Source organism: Cyanobacteria bacterium FACHB-DQ100 (assembly GCA_014695195.1).
GTDB lineage: Bacteria > Cyanobacteriota > Cyanobacteriia > Leptolyngbyales > Leptolyngbyaceae > Leptolyngbya.
Genome location: JACJNW010000028.1, coordinates 36,026 through 54,625, shown reverse-complemented (window position 1 = coordinate 54,625; position 18,600 = coordinate 36,026). Strand labels below are relative to the sequence as shown.

General features: G+C 48.5%; 15 protein-coding genes and 2 pseudogenes. 6 read left to right on the top strand and 11 right to left on the bottom strand.

Annotated features, from left to right (window positions below):
• Window positions 1–3: 3 nt before the first annotated feature.
• A complete protein-coding gene (locus tag H6F51_11500) occupies window positions 4–2,052 on the bottom strand; it encodes a BamA/TamA family outer membrane protein (GenBank protein MBD1823101.1) in 2,049 nt (682 codons plus the stop codon).
• 196 nt (window positions 2,053–2,248) lie between these two features.
• Here H6F51_11500 and H6F51_11495 point away from each other — a divergent pair, with 196 nt between their 5' ends.
• From H6F51_11495 to H6F51_11480, 4 genes are all read left to right on the top strand, one after another.
• The gene (locus H6F51_11495) at window positions 2,249–3,022 is read left to right on the top strand and encodes a cysteine hydrolase (GenBank protein ID MBD1823100.1); all 774 of its coding nucleotides are present in this window, start codon (window positions 2,249–2,251) and stop codon (window positions 3,020–3,022) included.
• A 120-nt stretch (window positions 3,023–3,142) separates the two neighbouring features.
• The gene (locus H6F51_11490) at window positions 3,143–4,150 is read left to right on the top strand and encodes a VCBS repeat-containing protein (GenBank protein MBD1823099.1); all 1,008 of its coding nucleotides are present in this window, start codon (window positions 3,143–3,145) and stop codon (window positions 4,148–4,150) included.
• 91 nt (window positions 4,151–4,241) lie between these two features.
• A complete protein-coding gene (locus tag H6F51_11485; protein ID MBD1823098.1) occupies window positions 4,242–4,700 on the top strand; it encodes a cupin domain-containing protein in 459 nt (152 codons plus the stop codon).
• 21 nt (window positions 4,701–4,721) lie between these two features.
• Window positions 4,722–6,344 (top strand): CocE/NonD family hydrolase, encoded by a 1,623-nt coding sequence (locus H6F51_11480; protein MBD1823097.1) that lies wholly within the window; start codon window positions 4,722–4,724, stop codon window positions 6,342–6,344.
• On the opposite strand, the gene H6F51_11475 is transcribed toward H6F51_11480, so the two are convergent.
• The 8 genes and pseudogenes from H6F51_11475 to H6F51_11440 form a co-directional block, all read right to left on the bottom strand.
• Window positions 6,330–7,643: a monooxygenase gene (locus H6F51_11475; protein ID MBD1823096.1), complete on the bottom strand. Its 1,314-nt coding sequence runs from the start codon at window positions 7,641–7,643 to the stop codon at window positions 6,330–6,332. The genes H6F51_11480 and H6F51_11475 overlap by 15 nt on opposite strands.
• 82 nt (window positions 7,644–7,725) lie before the next feature.
• Window positions 7,726–7,953, bottom strand: coding sequence for a hypothetical protein (locus tag H6F51_11470; GenBank protein ID MBD1823095.1), 228 nt, complete (start codon window positions 7,951–7,953; stop codon window positions 7,726–7,728).
• Window positions 7,954–7,957: 4 nt separating this feature from the next.
• A pseudogene (locus H6F51_11465) lies at window positions 7,958–8,191 on the bottom strand (hypothetical protein).
• On the bottom strand, window positions 8,188–9,534 hold the full coding sequence (gene aroA, locus H6F51_11460) for a 3-phosphoshikimate 1-carboxyvinyltransferase (GenBank protein ID MBD1823094.1): 1,347 nt from the start codon (window positions 9,532–9,534) through the stop codon (window positions 8,188–8,190). Before aroA ends, H6F51_11465 begins: the two are co-directional and overlap by 4 nt.
• 51 nt (window positions 9,535–9,585) lie before the next feature.
• On the bottom strand, window positions 9,586–10,722 hold the full coding sequence (locus tag H6F51_11455) for a GNAT family N-acetyltransferase (protein MBD1823093.1): 1,137 nt from the start codon (window positions 10,720–10,722) through the stop codon (window positions 9,586–9,588).
• Window positions 10,723–10,724: 2 nt separating this feature from the next.
• Window positions 10,725–11,483, bottom strand: coding sequence for a tetratricopeptide repeat protein (locus H6F51_11450; GenBank protein MBD1823092.1), 759 nt, complete (start codon window positions 11,481–11,483; stop codon window positions 10,725–10,727).
• An 85-nt stretch (window positions 11,484–11,568) separates the two neighbouring features.
• Window positions 11,569–12,864: a hypothetical protein gene (locus tag H6F51_11445; GenBank protein ID MBD1823091.1), complete on the bottom strand. Its 1,296-nt coding sequence runs from the start codon at window positions 12,862–12,864 to the stop codon at window positions 11,569–11,571.
• A 202-nt stretch (window positions 12,865–13,066) separates the two neighbouring features.
• Complete coding sequence (locus tag H6F51_11440) at window positions 13,067–14,701, bottom strand: alpha-D-glucose phosphate-specific phosphoglucomutase (GenBank protein ID MBD1823090.1); 1,635 nt, start codon at window positions 14,699–14,701, stop codon at window positions 13,067–13,069.
• A gap of 282 nt (window positions 14,702–14,983) precedes the next feature.
• Between H6F51_11440 and H6F51_11435 the strand changes: the two genes are divergently transcribed.
• Window positions 14,984–17,524 carry a glycogen/starch/alpha-glucan phosphorylase gene (locus tag H6F51_11435; protein MBD1823089.1) on the top strand — a complete coding sequence of 847 codons (2,541 nt, stop codon included), beginning with the start codon at window positions 14,984–14,986 and terminating at the stop codon, window positions 17,522–17,524.
• A 61-nt stretch (window positions 17,525–17,585) separates the two neighbouring features.
• Window positions 17,586–18,224 (top strand): histidine phosphatase family protein, encoded by a 639-nt coding sequence (locus tag H6F51_11430; protein MBD1823088.1) that lies wholly within the window; start codon window positions 17,586–17,588, stop codon window positions 18,222–18,224.
• A 17-nt stretch (window positions 18,225–18,241) separates the two neighbouring features.
• Here the strand turns inward: H6F51_11430 and H6F51_11425 are convergent, their stop codons facing one another.
• Both H6F51_11425 and H6F51_11420 read right to left on the bottom strand, forming a co-directional pair.
• The gene (locus H6F51_11425) at window positions 18,242–18,508 is read right to left on the bottom strand and encodes a hypothetical protein (GenBank protein MBD1823087.1); all 267 of its coding nucleotides are present in this window, start codon (window positions 18,506–18,508) and stop codon (window positions 18,242–18,244) included.
• Window positions 18,509–18,577 (bottom strand): annotated as a pseudogene (locus tag H6F51_11420) (BrnT family toxin).
• Between the last annotated feature and the right edge of the window lie 23 nt (window positions 18,578–18,600).

Genomic DNA, 18,600 nt, shown 5'->3' with positions numbered 1-18,600 from the left:
CTCTTAAAACTTCTCCCCAAACCCAAACTGAAGTCGGCTTTCACCCTGGTTATTAATTCCATACCCCGCTCGAATTGTCCCCAAAGGCGACTTCAGCCGAAGCCCAACCCCGAATCCAAATCCCGTTCCCGGCAATCCCCGCACTTCCCCTGGCGCTCCTAACACCGAATTCGCTGACCCCAAATCCGACCCAAAATCCGCAAAGACCGCCCCGCCGATGATGCTGTAAATCGGAAAACGGTATTCCGCAGAAGCCAACACGAAACTGCGACCAATCCCTAGTTTGGAAATATCATATCCCCGCACCGAATTTGCACCTCCCAGCGAAAACGCATTGTACGGCGGCAGATCCCCGATCGTCGTTCCCGCCTGCACATTAAACGCCAACACTTCCGGCTGGTTCTGCGTTTTCTCCAGATTAAAGAAATTCACCGGAATATACTGCGAATAGTTCGCTTGCAGACGATTGGAAAGAATGCTGCCCCGCCCGATCGGGATCGATTGCTCGGTCGTCAGCGATAAGATCGAGCCGCTTGACGGATCGACGGGATTATTTCGCTGATCGCGCACCGCCGTAAAATTCACCGTCGTCACATCATCAATTCCCGTGCCACTAAATGACAGCGGCGCACCATTGCGATCGCGCCTCACCACATTTCCACCCTGATCCCGCAAACTCACCCGCGTATAGTTCACCCCTAAGGTTCCGTTCCAACCCTCCCCGATCGGACGATTCACCGCCACGGTTCCACCGAAGCGACCTTCCCGGACGCGATCGCCGTTCGCTAATCGGCTGGTGTCGTCGTCAAACACCCGCGAAATTCCGCGTCGCCGAAAACCACTGACGCTGTAGCCTAATTTGTCCGGCTCAGTCTCACGATAGGGACTGACAAATCGCCCATCAAACTGAACATCACGAGTTCCAACCGAGACATTGCCGCCGAGTTGCTGTCCGACTCCGTTAAAGTTGTTGTCGTTGTAGCTGAAACTGCCAAATACGCCTAAGTCGTCGTTAATTCCACCACTAACGTTTAGGGCGCGGCTACGGGCTTCGGTGAGGTTATAGACAACCGTTGTGCGACGGGCATCGCCTTCAAGAGAAATGCGCCCGTTGGTAAACAATCCCGTTTGTAAAATGCGTTGCAGGTCTTGACGGGCAGCGGACTCTTGGAAAATTTGCCCCGGCTTTAGTTGAATTTGAGTTTGCAAAAAGCTTTCTCTGGTTCTGCCGCGAATCGGTTCGCCTTTGTCGTTGGTCGGTCTGCCTTGTTCGTCGGTAAAGCGAATTTGAATGTTTGAGACTGTACCTTCTGCCACTTCTACGGTCAACACCCCTTCACGATTGGGCACCACACCAATCACTCGCGCCAAGCTAAATCCGTTTTGGCGATACCAAGTATTAACTTGACGAATGCTTTCATTGATGGCGGTTGGACTAACGGGTGCGCCAAACTGAGCCTGAAAGAATTGATTGGCGATCGTCGGAGTCAGCGCCTGAGCATTCACCAGATTTAGAGCCCGAACGATCGCGGGTTGCACCTGAAAGACGACGCTTAATCCGTTGGGATTGGTGCGAGTGGTAAAGGTAGCGGTACTAAACAAGCCCGTTTCTAGGATCGTGGCGATGTCGCGCTGAAGTTGGGCGGTGCTGACGTTGCCTCCAGGCTGCGTTTGGATCTGAGCGCGGACAAGTTGCTGGAGTTCGGCAGAGGCACCGACAATTTGCACATCGGTTGCAGTCAGCACGACATCCGGTGGCGTTGGGGATGCCGGACTAGGCGATCGAGGCGGCGTTTGCTGAGATCGCGGCGGTTGGGCTTGAGGGGGCACAATCGACTGAGCGACCTGGCTCGATTTACGAGAAAATTCTGGAGTCGGGCGAGGGGCTTCAACAACGGCAGAGGGAACCGCTTGAGAAGAGGCGACTGAAGGCTGAGTTGCGATCGGGGTAATTGCTTCTGGCACAACGACATCTTGAGCCACTGTTTTTTGCACCGAATTTGAGGCAGAAATTAACCCGATCGTGCAGGCTGTTAATGTAGAAAAACGCATTGCTAAATCCACAGAATTAGAGTTTTGATTTAATCGAACAAGCCCAAGAATTAAGAATAGTTGTATCAGAAAATTCAGCCAATCGAACCTACAGCAAATGATGTTGCTCTTTAAATTCGTGCTCTGATAAACAGCTTGATATAAAACTGTTGTAGTACCTATAGAAGAACGATTTGTAATCAGAGTTCCCCACCTTATGAACCCATCCCTGCACCCGCTTGGTGTCCCTCCGAATGCCTGGTATGTCGATGAATCGATCGCCGATCTGACGCGACCTCCACTTCCACCCCAGCCGATTACACTTCAAACCGCAACGAAAACACTACGGCTTGATCTGACAAAATCCGCATTGTTGATCGTTGATATGCAGAACGATTTTTGTCACCCGGATGGCTGGCTCTCACATATTGGAGTCGATGTCACTCCGGCTCGATCGCCCATTGTGCCGATTCAACAATTGCTTCCAATTTTGCGCCAAGTTGGGATGTCGATCGTTTGGATCAATTGGGGAAATCGCCCGGATTTGCTCAACATTAGTCCCGCGACTCGTCATGTGTACAACCCTACTGGAACTGGAGTCGGACTCGGTGATCCCCTGCCGAACAATCAGGCTCCGGTGCTGGAAAAGGATAGTTGGGCAGCCGCGATCGTCGATGAACTCAAACAGATCGACGCGGACATCAAAATTGACAAATATCGCATGAGCGGATTTTGGGATACTCCTCTGGATAGTATTCTGCGAAATTCGGGGAAAACGACGCTGTTTTTCGCTGGTGTAAATGCGGATCAGTGTGTGATGGCAACTCTACAAGATGCGAATTTTCTCGGATATGACTGCATCTTGCTCGAAGACTGCACCGCTACCACCTCTCCAGAGTTCTGCCTGCAAGCAACGCTGTATAACGTAAAGCAATGTTTCGGATTCGTGAGTCATTCGATCCAGCTTTTGAACGGGATTAAGATAGCCTAACCTCGGTATCGACAGGTTAATCGCCATAGTGCTATATGTCTATGAAACCACTCTCTTGTTGCAGAAATTTTAGAATGCAGACATATTGAGGTGTCGCAGTTTCCTATAAGAGAATGCAGTATGGCGATTCCTAATACTTTAAATCCTCTAAAAATTCCTGATTTTAATGCTGATGGTCGCACGGATATCTTTAGTTTCAATCCGAATACGGGTGTCTCACAAATTACATTGATTGATGGGCTACGATCGCTCGGTTCAAGCTCTCTCTCTGGCAAGTCCAGGGATTGGCAACCCTCGAAGTTCGGCGATTTTAACGGCGATCGCAAAACAGATTTAGTTTGGCGCAACACAAAAACCGGAGACACCGAAGTTTGGCTGATCAATGGCACTTCGATTCAAGCCAAATCCTGTCTCGAAACCTTACAAGGCAATTGGACAGAAACGATCGGAGATTTTGATGCCAACGGCAAAAGCGATTTCTTCTGGTACAACTCCACCACCGGAGACTACAACATTTGGCTGATGAATGGCACTCAGCGCGTTAAGCAATCCAGCGGTGAGATTGGTGCAGGTTGGGAAATCGCGATCGCAGATTTTAACAACGATCAGCAAACCGATTTGTTTCTGCGCAATTCTCTAACTGGAGAGAACGCCGTTGCCACGATTGATCTGGAAACTTTAGCCATTAAAGTCGAAAGCACTCGCTCCAAGTCTCCCACTTCGAGCGCAGAAATTATTGATTTTAATGGTGACGGGCGCAGTGATGTATTTTGGCGCGATCGCCTGACTGGACAAAATCAGCTCTGGGTCTGGTCAACCGACTTGCAGCCACTGTCGTTCCAGTTTTCGCTTCCCGGTCGCAGTCGCGATTTTGTCATCAAGACGGCTGATTTTGATGGCAATGGCAAGACTGATTTTCTCGTTCGCAATCCCAGCAGCGGAGTTAATCAGGTGTGGCTCTCTGGAACAGCGCTAAAGATATCGCCGATCGCCACTCAGTCGGCCGGATTTCAACCGACGATCGGCGACTACAACGGCGATGGTTTCTCTGATATTCGCTGGACAAGTACCGATGGAACTCAGAGTACCGTCTGGTTTAGCAATGGCAACCTTCCTCAAGTGCAGTAGCGATTTATAGTTCGTAATCCGTAATAAATAAACAGAAATTACGGATTGCGAACTATAAATTACAAATAACCTTCACGCTGAGGATGATTCGATGGAAGAGTCTTGTGTTATTCCAGTCGTCAAATCCCCGACCGAGTATCAGGCGTATCGGATCAGTCCAAACGATACCAATCGTCTCGCGATCGTGTTTGATCCGGCGATCGCGAATTTTTCTCTAACGCTTTGTGTTGAGATCTTTGATGTGGGTGGAAAAACGCCACCGAACCGTCATCAACTGGCGGTCGAGATGTTCTTTGTGCTTAAAGGCGAAGGGATCGCGATTTGTGACGGGAAAGAAGTGCCAATTCGAGCGGGCGATAGTTTGCTTGTGCCTCCGACCGGAATTCACGAAGTTTGCAATACGGGATCTGAGCGACTGTACGCCTTGTGTATCATGATTCCGAACGAAGATTTTGCAGAACTAATTCGCAGCGGCACACCTGCTCAACTGGATGAAGAAGATCTAGCGGTGTTGCGGCGTTCACCTGTTCCCCACTTATCGTATGGATAGAGTAATCAACAGGTTCGATTGATGAAGGTTTTGCCGAAGCAATCCGTTTCGATGTACACGCGCGGTAGCTCCGCTTCACAAAGTGTTCGCGTCCGCCTTGATGCTGATGTGTACTATCCAGATGCAGAAGGAACGTTTCCGGTGTTGTTAATGCGGCAGCCGTATGGGCGAGCGATCGCATCTACGGTCGTTTATGCACATCCCGTTTGGTACGCCTCCCAAGGGTATATTGTAGTGATTCAAGATGTGCGGGGGAGAGGCACGTCAGAAGGCGAATTTAAGCTGTTTGAGAACGAAATTGAGGACGGTTTCGAGACGGTAAATTGGGCGGCAAGTTTGCCCCGCAGTAACGGCAAGGTTGGAATGTACGGCTTCTCTTATCAGGGAATGACACAACTCTATGCCGCAGTAAACCGCCCGGAAGCACTGAAAGCTATTTGTCCAGCAATGTTAGCTCCAGATGTGTATCACGACTGGGCATATGAGAATGGCGCATTTTGTCTGTTTGCGAACTTAGGTTGGGCAATTCAACTGGCAGCAGAAACAGCGCGACTCAAGGGAGATGAATCCGCATTTTTAGAACTATCTAGAGCCGCAAAAAATCTGCCGTTGAGCGATCGTATTCCCGCCCGTCCAGAGTTAATTCAGAAGTTTGCTCACTATGATGCTTACTATCAAACTTGGCTCGATCGTTCTGAGCCAACTGATTCTTATTGGCAGAAATTAACCGTTGATGTGAGCGCAATTGATATTCCAATGCTCTACATCGGAGGTTGGTTTGATACTTACATGCGGGGAACCTTGCGATCGTATCTATCCTCGAAGCAAGCGCATTTGATTGTTGGAGTGTGGGCACATCTACCTTGGGGCCGCAAAGTTGGCGCGATCGACTATGGCGCGAATGCCGTGAGTTTTTGCGATCGCGCTCAGATTCGCTGGTTTGATCATTGGCTCAAAGATAAAGAGCTAAACGATTCACCTGTGCAATTGTTTGAAATGGGGAGCAATAAGTGGCGATCGTTCTCTAAATTTCCCAGGAGCAATCGAACCACATTGCATCTAAGTAGCACTGGATTGGCGGGAATGGACGATCGCGACGGACAGTTAAAGAATCAAGTTTCCGAAGCTGCGATCGATGTGATCGTGCATGATCCGTGGCGACCTGTTCCGGCTTTGGGCGGTCATGTGGCTTATCCTTGTGGATCGTTCGATCGTTCTAGCATTGATGCTCGCAGTGATGTCCTCACCTACACAACTGCACCCTTAGAAGCTGATTTGCATTTAATCGGTGAGAGTATTGTTGAGATTTATGCAAGTTCTAATTCACTCAGCTTTGATCTATGTGCTGTATTGTCTGAAGTCAAACCGAATGGTAGTGTAATGAACTTTACACAAGGATATTTGAGCAGCGATCGTCCTGAACTTTCCCTATGTCAAATCCCATTGCAGCCCACCTGTATTTGCATTCCGAAAGGGAGTGCAATTCGCTTGAGTTTAAGCGGGGCTTGTTTTCCAGCTTATCCGGTAAATGCGGGAACTGGAGCAAAACCAGGAGAAGCAAGCGCGATCAACTTTCAGATTATTACCATTATGGTTCATACCGGAGAAGCTTATTCTTCTAAGCTGCATCTAAACCGACAATAATGCTTTCAGTATCAATTGAGGATGAAACAACAGACCGGGAGACTTTAACATATGCCCGATTTGCAGAAATTGTAGGTGCAGGTCAACATCGTTTTGAGCGCGAACAGCAAGTCGATCGGCATAAGCTTGAAACAATTCTCCTGCCCAACTTGGAGGAATCGCGCCCTTCGTCGTCGAGAACTTAGAATCGGAACCCGTCGCAATTGACCAAGGAAACGCATTACTCCGGGCGAGCTGCTTCTGAAAACTCATGCCTTTGAACGTTGAGTTTCGCGATCGCTGAAGCCAGCGACGCAATACCAGCGACGACATCGCACTAACTGTCATTCCTTGACCATAAATCGGACAGAGCGCACACACAGCATCTCCAAGCGCGATTAAACCATCCGGTAGTTTAGTGTTCTCGTAGTGATACAGTCGATTGACCGTAGCTCGATGTGCCTGAATTTCAGAAAGCGGCTCTGCATGAACGATCGCTTGGTAAAACGCAGAGTCAGACAAAGTTTGAGCAAATTTCACAAAGCCTTGATCGTTGAGAGGTGGATAGTCCCGCCCATAACCACCCAAAGTTGCAATCCATTGATCCGCTTCTACCTGTGCTAAGTATCCCAAACGCGGTTGATCTGGAGCTTCTTGACTAATCAAGACAATCTTTGCATCCGGTAGAGCCTCAGCGGGAATGCGGTAACGACGAGTTGCATAGCCCAATCCAGGATCAACGACGGTCATCGGCGGCGGAGCCAAACCCAGATCTTGCAACCACTCCGGCAAGTGGGTACTCCGACCACTCGCATCTACCACTAGCTGAGCCGATAGACTTCCTTGTTGCAGTTTGATGCCCTGAATCGAAGTCGCATTGCCCCACAATCCAATCACTCGCTGATTTTGTAAAAGCTCAACATTCGGAAGACTGCTGACTCGTTGTCGAACTGTACTTTCAAGCAGTGGGCGAGTACAAGTGTAAGATTTTAGCCCGATCGGTGTCTCTGTTGTGGGTGTCCAGTTGCCTTTTTGAAAGTACAGAAAATCCTTGCCCCAATCAAATTCAACTGCACCACGAGCCGCAAGTGTTTCTCCAATGCCCGGAAACAATTCTTCTAGAATTTGGTAGCCTTTGGAAAATAGCACATGAGGCTGAACGGATTGTGGAACACCCCGACGCGGTTCTGCGCTGAGAGGAAGCTGATCGCGATCGACGATCGTCACCCGCTCAAACTGTTCCGATAAAACACGAGCCGCAAGCAGTCCAGCCATACTGCCACCGATCACGATCGCGTGTTGATGCCGTTGAGTAGACATGAGGTTCACCAAGGTTGCGCTACTCAGACGATAATCAAACAACGATTGAAATTGCAAGCCGATTGCAAAAAATTACCGTTTCTTAGACCATCTTCAGAAGGATATCTTTTGTTGTGCTTGGCAAATCAATCTCTAAAAAATAGCTTGCAGGATACAAATAGTCTTCTCCGCTCTCGTCAATAATCCGAATATCATCGTCTCTGGTCGCACTCGCGTCCGGAACAATGCGATACAGCTTATGAAGCTCTAAAGAGGCTGGATAACCTTCGTTTTTAATGCAAATTGCAAATTTTGGTGTTTCTTCTTGCATGGTTCTAATCCAAGTAGCGTTTACGTTTTATTTCCTTGCGTCCAATTCCATGCGCTTCATACCAATGTAGCTCAGCTAGACGAACATCTCCGCTCTCTAACCTAATCATCGCTGTTCCTTTTAATTTTCGCCACTTCGCCTTGCCCTACTGTTTCCGCAGTCGAGCAAGGTCTCGAATTCCTTTTCCGTTTGCAATGGTTTCAATGTCATCAATTTCGCCAATAATTTCAAAATTCATCGTGCGATCGCTCGTTGCAGCGTTGCCGTGAAGTCAGGATAAGAAATCGCCGCCGCTTCTGCTCGGTGAATCGTGGTTGTACCAGCAGCATTCAAAGCCGCGATCGCTAAACTCATCGCAATTCGGTGATCGGTATAGCTATCGACTTCGGTTCCTTTCAGCGCGGTTCCTCCGGTGATTTCCATGCCGTCGGGAAGTTCGCGAACCGATGCACCCATTTGATTCAGTTGAGTTGCCATGACGGTGATGCGATCGCTTTCTTTTACCCGCAGTTCTTCAGCATCTTTAACGATCGTGGTTCCTTCAGCAAACACCGCAGCGACCGCAAGAATGGGAATTTCATCAATCAATCTCGGAATCACATCGCCAGAGATTTCACAAGCTTTCAATTTGCTGTGACGCACCCGCAGATCTGCTACAGGTTCGCCTGCGACTTCGCGGGAATTTTCGATCGTAATATCTGCTCCCATGCGCTCAAGAACTTCCAGAACTCCGGTGCGGGTGGGATTGATGCCCACATTCTCGATCGTCAAATCAGAGCCGGGCACGATCGCACCCGCGACCAGCCAAAATGCAGCCGAACTAATATCACCCGGAACAATCACAGTTTGTCCGGTAAGCTTTGCCTGTCCGGTCACAGTCACACTATTTGTTTCAGGATCAACTGTCAGATCGGCTCCAAATGCCCGTAACATTCGCTCACTGTGATCCCGCGATAAAGCTGGCTCTGTCACTGTGGTTTGTCCGTCAGTCATGAGTCCTGCTAAAAGAATGCAGGATTTCACCTGAGCAGACGCGATCGGCGAATGATAGTGAATCGGTTTTAAGGCTTGTCCCTGAATTGCTAACGGTGCAAGCGAATTTTGTTTGCGTCCCCAAATTTGTGCGCCCATTTGCTGAAGGGGTTTGACCACGCGGGACATCGGGCGCGATCGTAGTGAACTATCTCCGGTGACAGTGAAGAAGCGATCGGGATGAGATGCCAGAATTCCGAGCATTAATCGTAAAGTTGTCCCAGAATTACCCGCATTCAGAACATCTACGGGTTCAATCAGATTGCCCAATCCGATCCCTTTCACCCGGACTTCTTCGGTGTTCAACTCCGAAATTTCCGCTCCCATTGCGCGAAAACATTCGGCTGTACTGCGCGGATCTTCGCCTAACAACAAGCCTCGAATGATAGTTTCTCCTTGCGCCAATGCTCCCAACATCAAGGCACGATGCGAAATCGATTTGTCTCCGGGAATGCGAATTCGACCTTGCAGCGAGACACCTCCAGCCGGACGCTGGATCACTAAATCATGGTGGGTATCGGTGACACGAAGCTCGATCGCAGAAGACATAACGGCAGCAAAGACAAACTACGTGGTTAATCCTACCATTCTGCGGAAACGCTAAAAGAAATCTGGCATCCACGGGGTAGGGCTGGCAAAGATTTGAGTCGCAGTTTGAATGGCTTCGGGTGTTCCAGTGAGGAGTGATGCGAGTGCTAATTGTTCTGCGGTGAATAGTCCAGTGTAGAGGGGTGAAAGCGATCGGATCTCAAGCTGTAGTTCTCCGCGTCCACCGGATGTTACAGTACCACGACCATTCTCCACGCTCAGAATGAACTTACCTTGATTGTTGGGCAACATCGCATCTTGAATGTCTAAATGAAGTTCAGCGTTGATGTCTGGATAGTTTCGTAATTCTAGCGCTCTTTGTAGATGAACAATTCGGAGCATCCAGGGCTTTATCCATTTAACTTTGGCAGTTTGATCCGGTAAACATAAGCTCAAAGCATCAACTGAGGCACTCTTCCATTCAACGCGATCGATCTGGGATAGATGATTTGCTAGGAATGTCCAGAACTGTTTGACAGCCGCAGGGGTTAATAACACCCAATCTCTGATGATCAAGCAATCCTGTTGCTGTTGAAAAATGATATACCCTTCGTTCTCAAACTGATAAGCATACATCGGGGACTCAGAATGCTTGATCATTTCCCACATCACAGTATTGCGATCGAGAAATCCTTGATTCAAGCAAGCTTGCTGATTGTACAGTTCAGCAAACATCTCAGAGTCTAAGCTAAGCGATCGCACCTCTAATGTATGTTGTTTGCTCTGAATACTCGCCGTTGAAACTTCCCAATGACAAAGCGTTCCCGCCTGTTCGTAACCCGCTTTACGATACAAAGGTTGAGCCGCCGAGAATAAGACTGAGATTGGCGTTTCTTTGGTATGGAGTTCTTGCAGAACGGATTGCAGGAGCGCGATCGCTGTTCCTTTGCCGCGATATTCCGGTGCAATACCAACGGCAGCCACGCCCACCATTGGAATGTTTGCACCGTTGTACCACTGTCCTAGATGCAGTAAGCCCAATCCACCCCCAATTTGGTCATTGATGCGTAAGATTCGAGTGTTCTCGATGCCGATCCGATTGAGGTAAGCAGCTTCATCAGATGGAAGAGCATTAAAACATTGGGTTAGAATCTTGCCTAATTGCTTGATCTCATCGGTGTGTTGTGGTGTGTGGTAGGTAAATTGCATAGTTACTTGGCTGCAAGAAGTTGCTGGGCAGTTTTGATTTGCTCTGAGCTAAAGCCTGCTCTGGCAAGATAGGTGAGAGAGCTACGATCGCCATATCTCGGATCAACAGTAATCGCTTGCTGAAAAATCTGTTGAGCAGAGACTTTATCGCCCTGACCTTGATAAGCAATAGCGAGTGCAATCCAAGGGTGCGGATTGTTTGGTTCTAGTTCAGCAGCGCGTTTCGCACATTCGATCGACCAATCATACATTGCTAATCTCTCATAAGATAAGCTCAGATTGTAGTAAGGGATTTCATTGTTTGGATTGAGCATGGTTGCCCAAGTGTGTGTCGCTACAGCCTGAGAAAGATCGCCATTTACCAGATAGGCAATCCCCAGCGCATTAAAGGTCTCAATGTTGAATGGATTGTAGAGAATCGCACTTTGTAGCATACCAATTGCTTCTGGGCGACGATTCGCCAAGTGCAATGTCCAACCTAGACCAATCCGACCTGCAAGGTTTTTGGGATCGAGTTCAACGGCTTTTTCAAAGGCTGCGATCGCGCTCTCGAATTGTTCTTGATTGCGGTACTGAATTCCTCGTTGGCGATAGTCTGCGGCAGATTGAGCGACTGAGACTTGAGCCGTTCCAGCGATGACAGCAAGGGAGAGGAGAGTAGTACAGAAAGGATTCGCTACGGTGTTGAATCTGGGTAGCCCCCTAAGTCCCCCATGAATGGGGGATTTTGAAGTAGAACGGGCTTGAAGTCCCCCATTCATGGGGGATTTAGGGGGCAGAAGACGACCGAAACGAAGCGAAGAATTTCGTCGAACTAATGTTAAAGCATTAAAGATACGCATAAGCTCAACGGGAAAGGGCTTCAATCTGAGCAGAAATCGCAGCAGTGGTGTTGGGTGATTCTACAACAATTAGATATCCGGTTGGTTTTGCTCCGAGCTTATTTAACAATCCGGGCATATGAGCCGATCGCAGTCGTCCGTTGCTGTCGTAGAGTTCCAGTGCAGAAAGACAGCCGATCGCAGGATTCCAGCCGCGACTTTGCGGGTAGCGCTGATTGTTGGTAAAGAAGCTTGGATTTTCTCCGCTTCCGTGAATTCTAAACAAGTTGCGTCCAGCCATTCCCGCCCAGTAACTTGCTTGAATTGGAAAATAGCTGCGCCAGCTTGGAGGCAGTAATGCGTTATATCCATCCAGCTTTCCAGCTAGTGTTCCTTTGCGTCCGGGAATGAATTCTTTGACTCCGGGTTCAAGCGGCGCAAATAGCTGGACTAAGGAATAAAAGCCATAGGCACGAAAGAAATCTGTATCAGGTTGTGGAATCGTTCCTTCGATGCGGTAAATACCTTGCGGAGTGTAGCCGCGTGAGAAATTCCAGGAGAGATTATGCAGCGATCGCGTTAACAATGGCATCGTCCACAGTCGCCCATTTTCCCGCACAAATCGCCCTCGCTGATCTTTGAGAAAAGCGGAACACAATTGAGAACGATCGCGATTACAAAAAACATAAAGCTGCTGTTGATTCGGAACGATCGTCCAGGCGAGTAAATCTCTAATCGGTGGGGTGCGCGTCGGTGTTGTGAGTTCTGTAATTGTTGTGTAAAGGCTTACATTCTCAGACCAGCGTGGAAAGCGTTGTGCAATGAAGTTAATTAACTGTTGTTGCTCTGTTACACTCGTGCCTGATTTTGCCAGTGCAGACAGAGACATCGCAACCCATCGGGGATTGGAACTTTGGGCGATCGTTTGAATGAATTTTTGCTGTAAGTTCGGAGTCGGCTTGCTGAGATAAAGCTGTGTCCCGACCTGTAGCGCCATTTCGACGGTACGGGCTTGAGCAGGTGTGAGATTTTGTGGCGTGAGGGTGAGAATTTGGGCGATCGTCTCTCGGATGTAAGTATCTTGCGGCTCAATCACTGCCGTTGCCCAGAGGAGTTTGCGCCAGTGAGTTTCGTTTGCGTCTACGACTGGGTAGCGCGTCAAATCGTAAGCTGCGGGTGTGATGAGGTTTAATTGTTCCTGTCGCTGACGAATTCGAGCTTCGGAGGTGGCAATCGGAACTGTAAGGCTTTGTGCAGGTGCGATCGCAGTTGTGAGCGTGAGAAGCAGGCTTGCAAGGGGGGCGAGAATGCGACGAGTCATATCGGGTAGAGAAGAATTGCGTTTGGGCGACATTAGGGTTTTGCCGCTGCGTTTGGGTTATTTTTAGCCCCCTAAATCCCCCACAAGTGGGGGACCAAGAGAAAGGAGAAATTCCCCAAACTGAAGAAATTCTCTGATCTTCAAAGTCCCCCATTCATGGGGGATTTAGGGGGCGAAGCTCCATCGGGTAATCGACTAACCCTCAAGTAATCACCGTCGGTTTGTCCATTCCAGTCAACGACTTAATCTGAGCCACCGAATCCGCAATCTGAATCAAGTCCGAGAGTGCATCTTGTGGATCAGCATTGTGTTTTGCTGGATCAGCCTCATACCGCTCTACATACAGTCGCAAGGTTGCGCCCTGAGTTCCCGTTCCCGACAGTCGGAACACAATCCGCGAACCATCGGTAAAGCCAATCCGAACCCCTTGTTTCTGACTCACACTGCCATCGATCGGGTCAGTATAACTAAAGTCATCACTGTAAGCGACTTCATAACTACCAAATTTCTGACCTTTTAGCGTTGGCAATTTGTCTCGCAGTTGAGTAATTAATGTGTTCGCCCGATCGCTGTCGATCGCTTCATAATCATGACGAGAATAGTAGTTTCGTCCATAAGTCCGCCAGTGTTCACGCATCAATTCTTCAACCGATTGCTGCTTCACTGCCAAAATATTTAACCAGAACAATACCGCCCACAATCCGTCTTTTTCGCGAATGTGATTCGATCCGGTGCCAAAACTTTCTTCGCCACAGAGTGTAACTTTCCCCGCATCGAGCAAATTCCCGAAAAACTTCCATCCGGTCGGCGTTTCATAGCAATCGACTCCGAGTTTTTCCGCCACGCGATCGGGCGCTTGCGAAGTGGGCATCGATCGAGCAATTCCTGCGATTCCGTTCCGATATCCCGGAACTAAGGTGGCATTTGCCGCTAGAACCGCCAAACTATCGCTCGGTGTGACAAAAAAGCGACGACCCAAAATCATATTGCGATCGCCATCTCCGTCCGAAGCCGCCCCGAAATCCGGTGCATTCTCTCCGAACATCACTTCGACCAAATCATGCGCGTACACCAAGTTCGGGTCAGGATGTCCGCCGCCAAAATCTTCGAGCGGTATACCATTTTGCACGGTTCCTTTGGGTGCGCCCAAACGCTGCTCGAAAATCGCGTGAGCATAAGATCCTGTCACCGCATGAAGCGAATCCATGCACATCCGAAACTTGCCGCCTGTGAATAATTGGCGGATACGATCGAAATCAAACAGCGATTCCATCAGTGCTGCATAATCAATCACTGAATCAATCACTTCAACGGTCATCTTTTCCAGTTGAGTGGTTCCAAGAATGTCTAAATTGACATCCGGAGCGTCGAAAATTTTGTATTCGGTGATGGTTTTACTGCGATCGTAAATTGCTTCAGTAACTTTCTCTGGAGCAGGGCCGCCATTTCCAATGTTGTACTTAATTCCAAAATCGCCATCCGCTCCGCCGGGATTGTGGCTGGCTGAGAGAATGATGCCGCCGAACGCATTGTATTTGCGGATTACAGCAGAAGTCGCAGGCGTTGAAAGAATTCCGCCCTGACCGACTTTCACTCTTCCAAATCCATTCGCAGCTGCCATTTTTAAGATAATTTGAATCGCTTGACGGTTATAAAAGCGACCATCGCCCCCCAAGACCAGTGTTTGTCCGGCAAAATCACCAATGCTATCGAAGATCGCCTGAACGAAATTTTCAAGATAGTGGGGTTGTTGAAAGACCGTTACGAGTTTCCGCAAGCCAGAAGTTCCAGGCTTTTGATCGGAAAACGGCTGTGTTGTCACGGTGTTAAGGGTCATTCCAGTAGCTCTCTTTTCTCACGTCAAAGTTTTAGCTGGCAAGTTCATTGTCCACTACTTTCGCAACCGTGGAATAAATCTCTAAGTTCAAACCTTTGCTGATTGTGAATTGGGACTGATTCTGAACTGGGGTTGATTGTGAATTGGGCGGCTTACCTAACTGCTCCGACTTAAGGATGATTTATGGTTTGAACAATAGCTTTTTTTGCTACCGTATCGGCAGTCTGTCATTTCTTGTAAAACTAATTTTTTATCCGAGCGTTCTATTACCGCGCCAAACTTATGCAAGCCGAAGAGATTCAACTTCCAACCACAGACGAGCTACTTCGCGACGATCGCACCGGACTCGATGTGGACACGCTCAAACGATCAGTTCTGAATAACTTGTTTTATGTCCAAGGGAAGTTTCCAGAAATCGCGGCGCTGAATGATTACTACATGGCGTTAGCCTATACGGTACGCGATCGCTTACTCCGAAGCTGGCTAATCACCACGCAAACCTACACAAAAGTACAGCCGCGCCAAGTGTGCTATCTCTCGGCAGAATTCTTGTTGGGGCCGCATCTGGGCAACAATTTGATCAACTTAGATATCTATGATCAAATGCGGCAAGCAACGCAAGAGTTGGGATTGAATTTTGATGAACTGCTGGCGCAAGAAGAAGAACCGGGATTAGGCAATGGCGGTTTGGGACGATTAGCGGCGTGTTATCTCGATTCGATGGCGACATTAGAAATTCCCGCGATCGGCTACGGAATTCGCTATGAGTTTGGCATTTTTGATCAGGATATCCGCGACGGCTGGCAAGTTGAAATTACCGACAAATGGCTGAAAAACGGCAATCCCTGGGAACTAGCGCGACCAGAATGGGCAGTCGAAATTCAACTCGGTGGATGGACTGAGCGCTACACCGATGAGCAGGGGCGCAACCGTGTCAGATGGATTCCCAATCGTGTCTTAAAGGGAGTTCCCTACGATACACCGATTCTCGGCTACAAAACGGACACTGCAAACACCTTACGGCTCTGGTCAGCCCAAGCGGTCGAGTCTTTTGACTTCGCAGCGTTTAACTCCGGGAACTACTACGGTGCAGTGGGCAGCAAAATGGCTTCCGAGAACTTGTCAAAGGTGCTTTATCCAAACGATGAGCAAGTCCAAGGAAAACAATTGCGGTTAGAGCAGCAGTTCTTTTTCGTGTCTTGTTCGCTGCAAGATGTGATCCGGACTCATCATGAACAAAGAAGAATGCCGATCGAAACGCTGCACGAATACTTCACGTTTCAATTGAACGACACGCATCCAGCGATCGCGGTTGCTGAATTAATGCGATTGTTGATTGATGTGCATGGCTTGGAGTGGGATGTTGCTTGGCACGTTACCCGCAATACGTTTGCCTACACGAATCATACGCTGTTGCCTGAAGCCTTGGAGCGCTGGTCGATCGGTCTGTTTGGGTCATTGCTGCCGCGACATCTAGAAATTATTTATGACATCAACGCGCGATTCTTAGATGAAGTACGGCAGAAATTCCCGAATGATCTCGATCGCATTCGGCGGATGTCTTTGATTGATGAATCGGGGGAGCGATATGTGCGAATGGCGAATTTGGCAACCGTTGGCAGTTATTCGATCAATGGGGTGGCTGAATTGCATACTCAGCTTCTCAAGCAAGATGTGCTGCGCGACTTTGCTGAGATGTATCCGGAGCGGTTTAACAATAAAACGAATGGAGTTACGCCCAGACGATTTATGGTGCTGAGCAATCCCAGGCTCTCACACCTGATTACCAGTAAAATCGGTGAAAACTGGATTAAGAATCTCAACGAACTCCGCAAGCTAGAACAGTTTGTTGATGATCCGCAGTTCCGCGATGAATGGAAGCAAATTAAGCAAGCGATTAAGCAGGATCTTGCAAACTATATTCAGCGTGAGAATGAGATTGAAGTCGATGTAAACTCAATTTTTGACATTCAATCGAAGCGTTTCCATGAATACAAGCGTCAGCATTTGAATGTATTGCACATTATTACTTTATATAATCGCATCAAAGCAAATCCTGATCTAGAAGTGACTCCACGCACCTTTATTTTTGGCGGTAAAGCTGCACCCGGCTACAAGATGGCGAAGTTGATTATTAAATTAATTAACTCGATCGCGGATGTAATCAACACCGATCCAGACGTGCGAGGACGAATCAAAGTCGTTTTCCTCAAGGACTACAACGTCAAATTCGCTCAACGAGTCTATCCGGCTGCCGATTTGTCTGAGCAGATTTCAACCGCCGGAAAAGAAGCATCGGGAACCGGAAATATGAAATTCTCGATGAATGGGGCACTGACGATCGGAACGCTCGACGGCGCAAACATCGAAATCCGGGAAGAAGTCGGTGCAGAAAATTTCTTCCTATTCGGGCTAACCGCCTCAGAAGTAGCAGTTCTCAAAGCAGAAGGCTATCAACCGATGAAGTATTACAACGAGAACCCGGAATTGAAGCAGGCGATCGATCAAATTGCGTCGGGCTTTTTCTCGAAGGGCGATTCTACATTGTTCAAGCCGCTCATTGACTCACTATGGTCACCAGATCCCTTTATGCTTCTGGCAGACTACCGATCGTATGTCGAAGCTCAAGAGCGAGTGGGCGAAGCGTTTCGTAATCAAGACCACTGGGTACGGATGTCGATCTTGAACACAGCGCGGATGGGTAAATTCTCATCCGATCGCGCTATTCACGAATACACCCAAACCATTTGGAACGTTCCGCCGCTCAAAGTCTGTCCGCCGGGAGAGCCTTGTTCAATTCATTGCCCCAAATCACTGATGTAAGTTCTGTTCAATTGTTGCAACCTGAGAAAGTTCAACGCTCTCCTAAACTTCTTCGATTCCTATGGCTTTAACGCTTTATTTTCTGCGTCATGGAGAAACCACCTACAGTCAAACCGGGGGCTTCTGTGGCTCACTTGATCCTGATCTCACCGACGAAGGCTTACAGATGGCGATCGCCTTCGGCAAAGCTTACTCCAAACTCGATTGGAACGCTGCGTATGTCAGCCCGATGAAACGCACGATCGCAACGGCAAAACCGCTCTGTGAAGCTGTTGGATTAGAAATGCAATTGCGAGATGGATTACGAGAGATTGAATACGGCGAATGGGAAGGAAAAACTCAGGATTATGTCAAAGAACATGATCAAGAAACCTATATTCACTGGATGACGGAACCTGCTTGGAATGCTCCACCAGGAGGAGAAACCGCCGTTCAAATCGCCAGTCGCTCTGAATTGGTGATTGCTGAAATTGAAGCAAAATACTCAGATGGCAATGTGCTAGTCGTCTCACATAAAGCAACGATACGGATCATGCTTTGTGGATTGCTAGGAATTGATTTAGGACGATACCGCGATCGTATTGATGCCCCTGCTGCGTCGATCAGCGTCGTCGAGTTTGGCAAGTACGGGCCAAAATTAAAGATTTTGGGCGATCGATCATTTATGGATGAGAAACTGCGATCGCGCCCCGGAACCTAACTTGCTGATACGCCTGATCACCCGCCGCTACCATCTTCTCGAACTTGAATAACCATTTCTGGACAGTCGGATGCAGCGGGATTATTGTTAGCTGGCTGACGCTGAGCAACTTGCATGAATAACCGCAACGCTTCACTTACAGCATCTTTAGTCGGGAATGCTTGAGCGACCTCAGGATCAAGAAGAACTAAATTTGTCCCTGCTCGATAACGCTCAACATACTTACCTCCTACACCCCCTTCCAGTTGAGAAAAGTCGTACTCAGGGCGTAGTTCATCTTCCATCACGGTAGCAGCTTCCTCAAAAGAAACATTGTGCTTTTCGTAGTTTGACTTTGCTCTATCTGGATTCCACCCGTCAGCATAATATTCCGGCT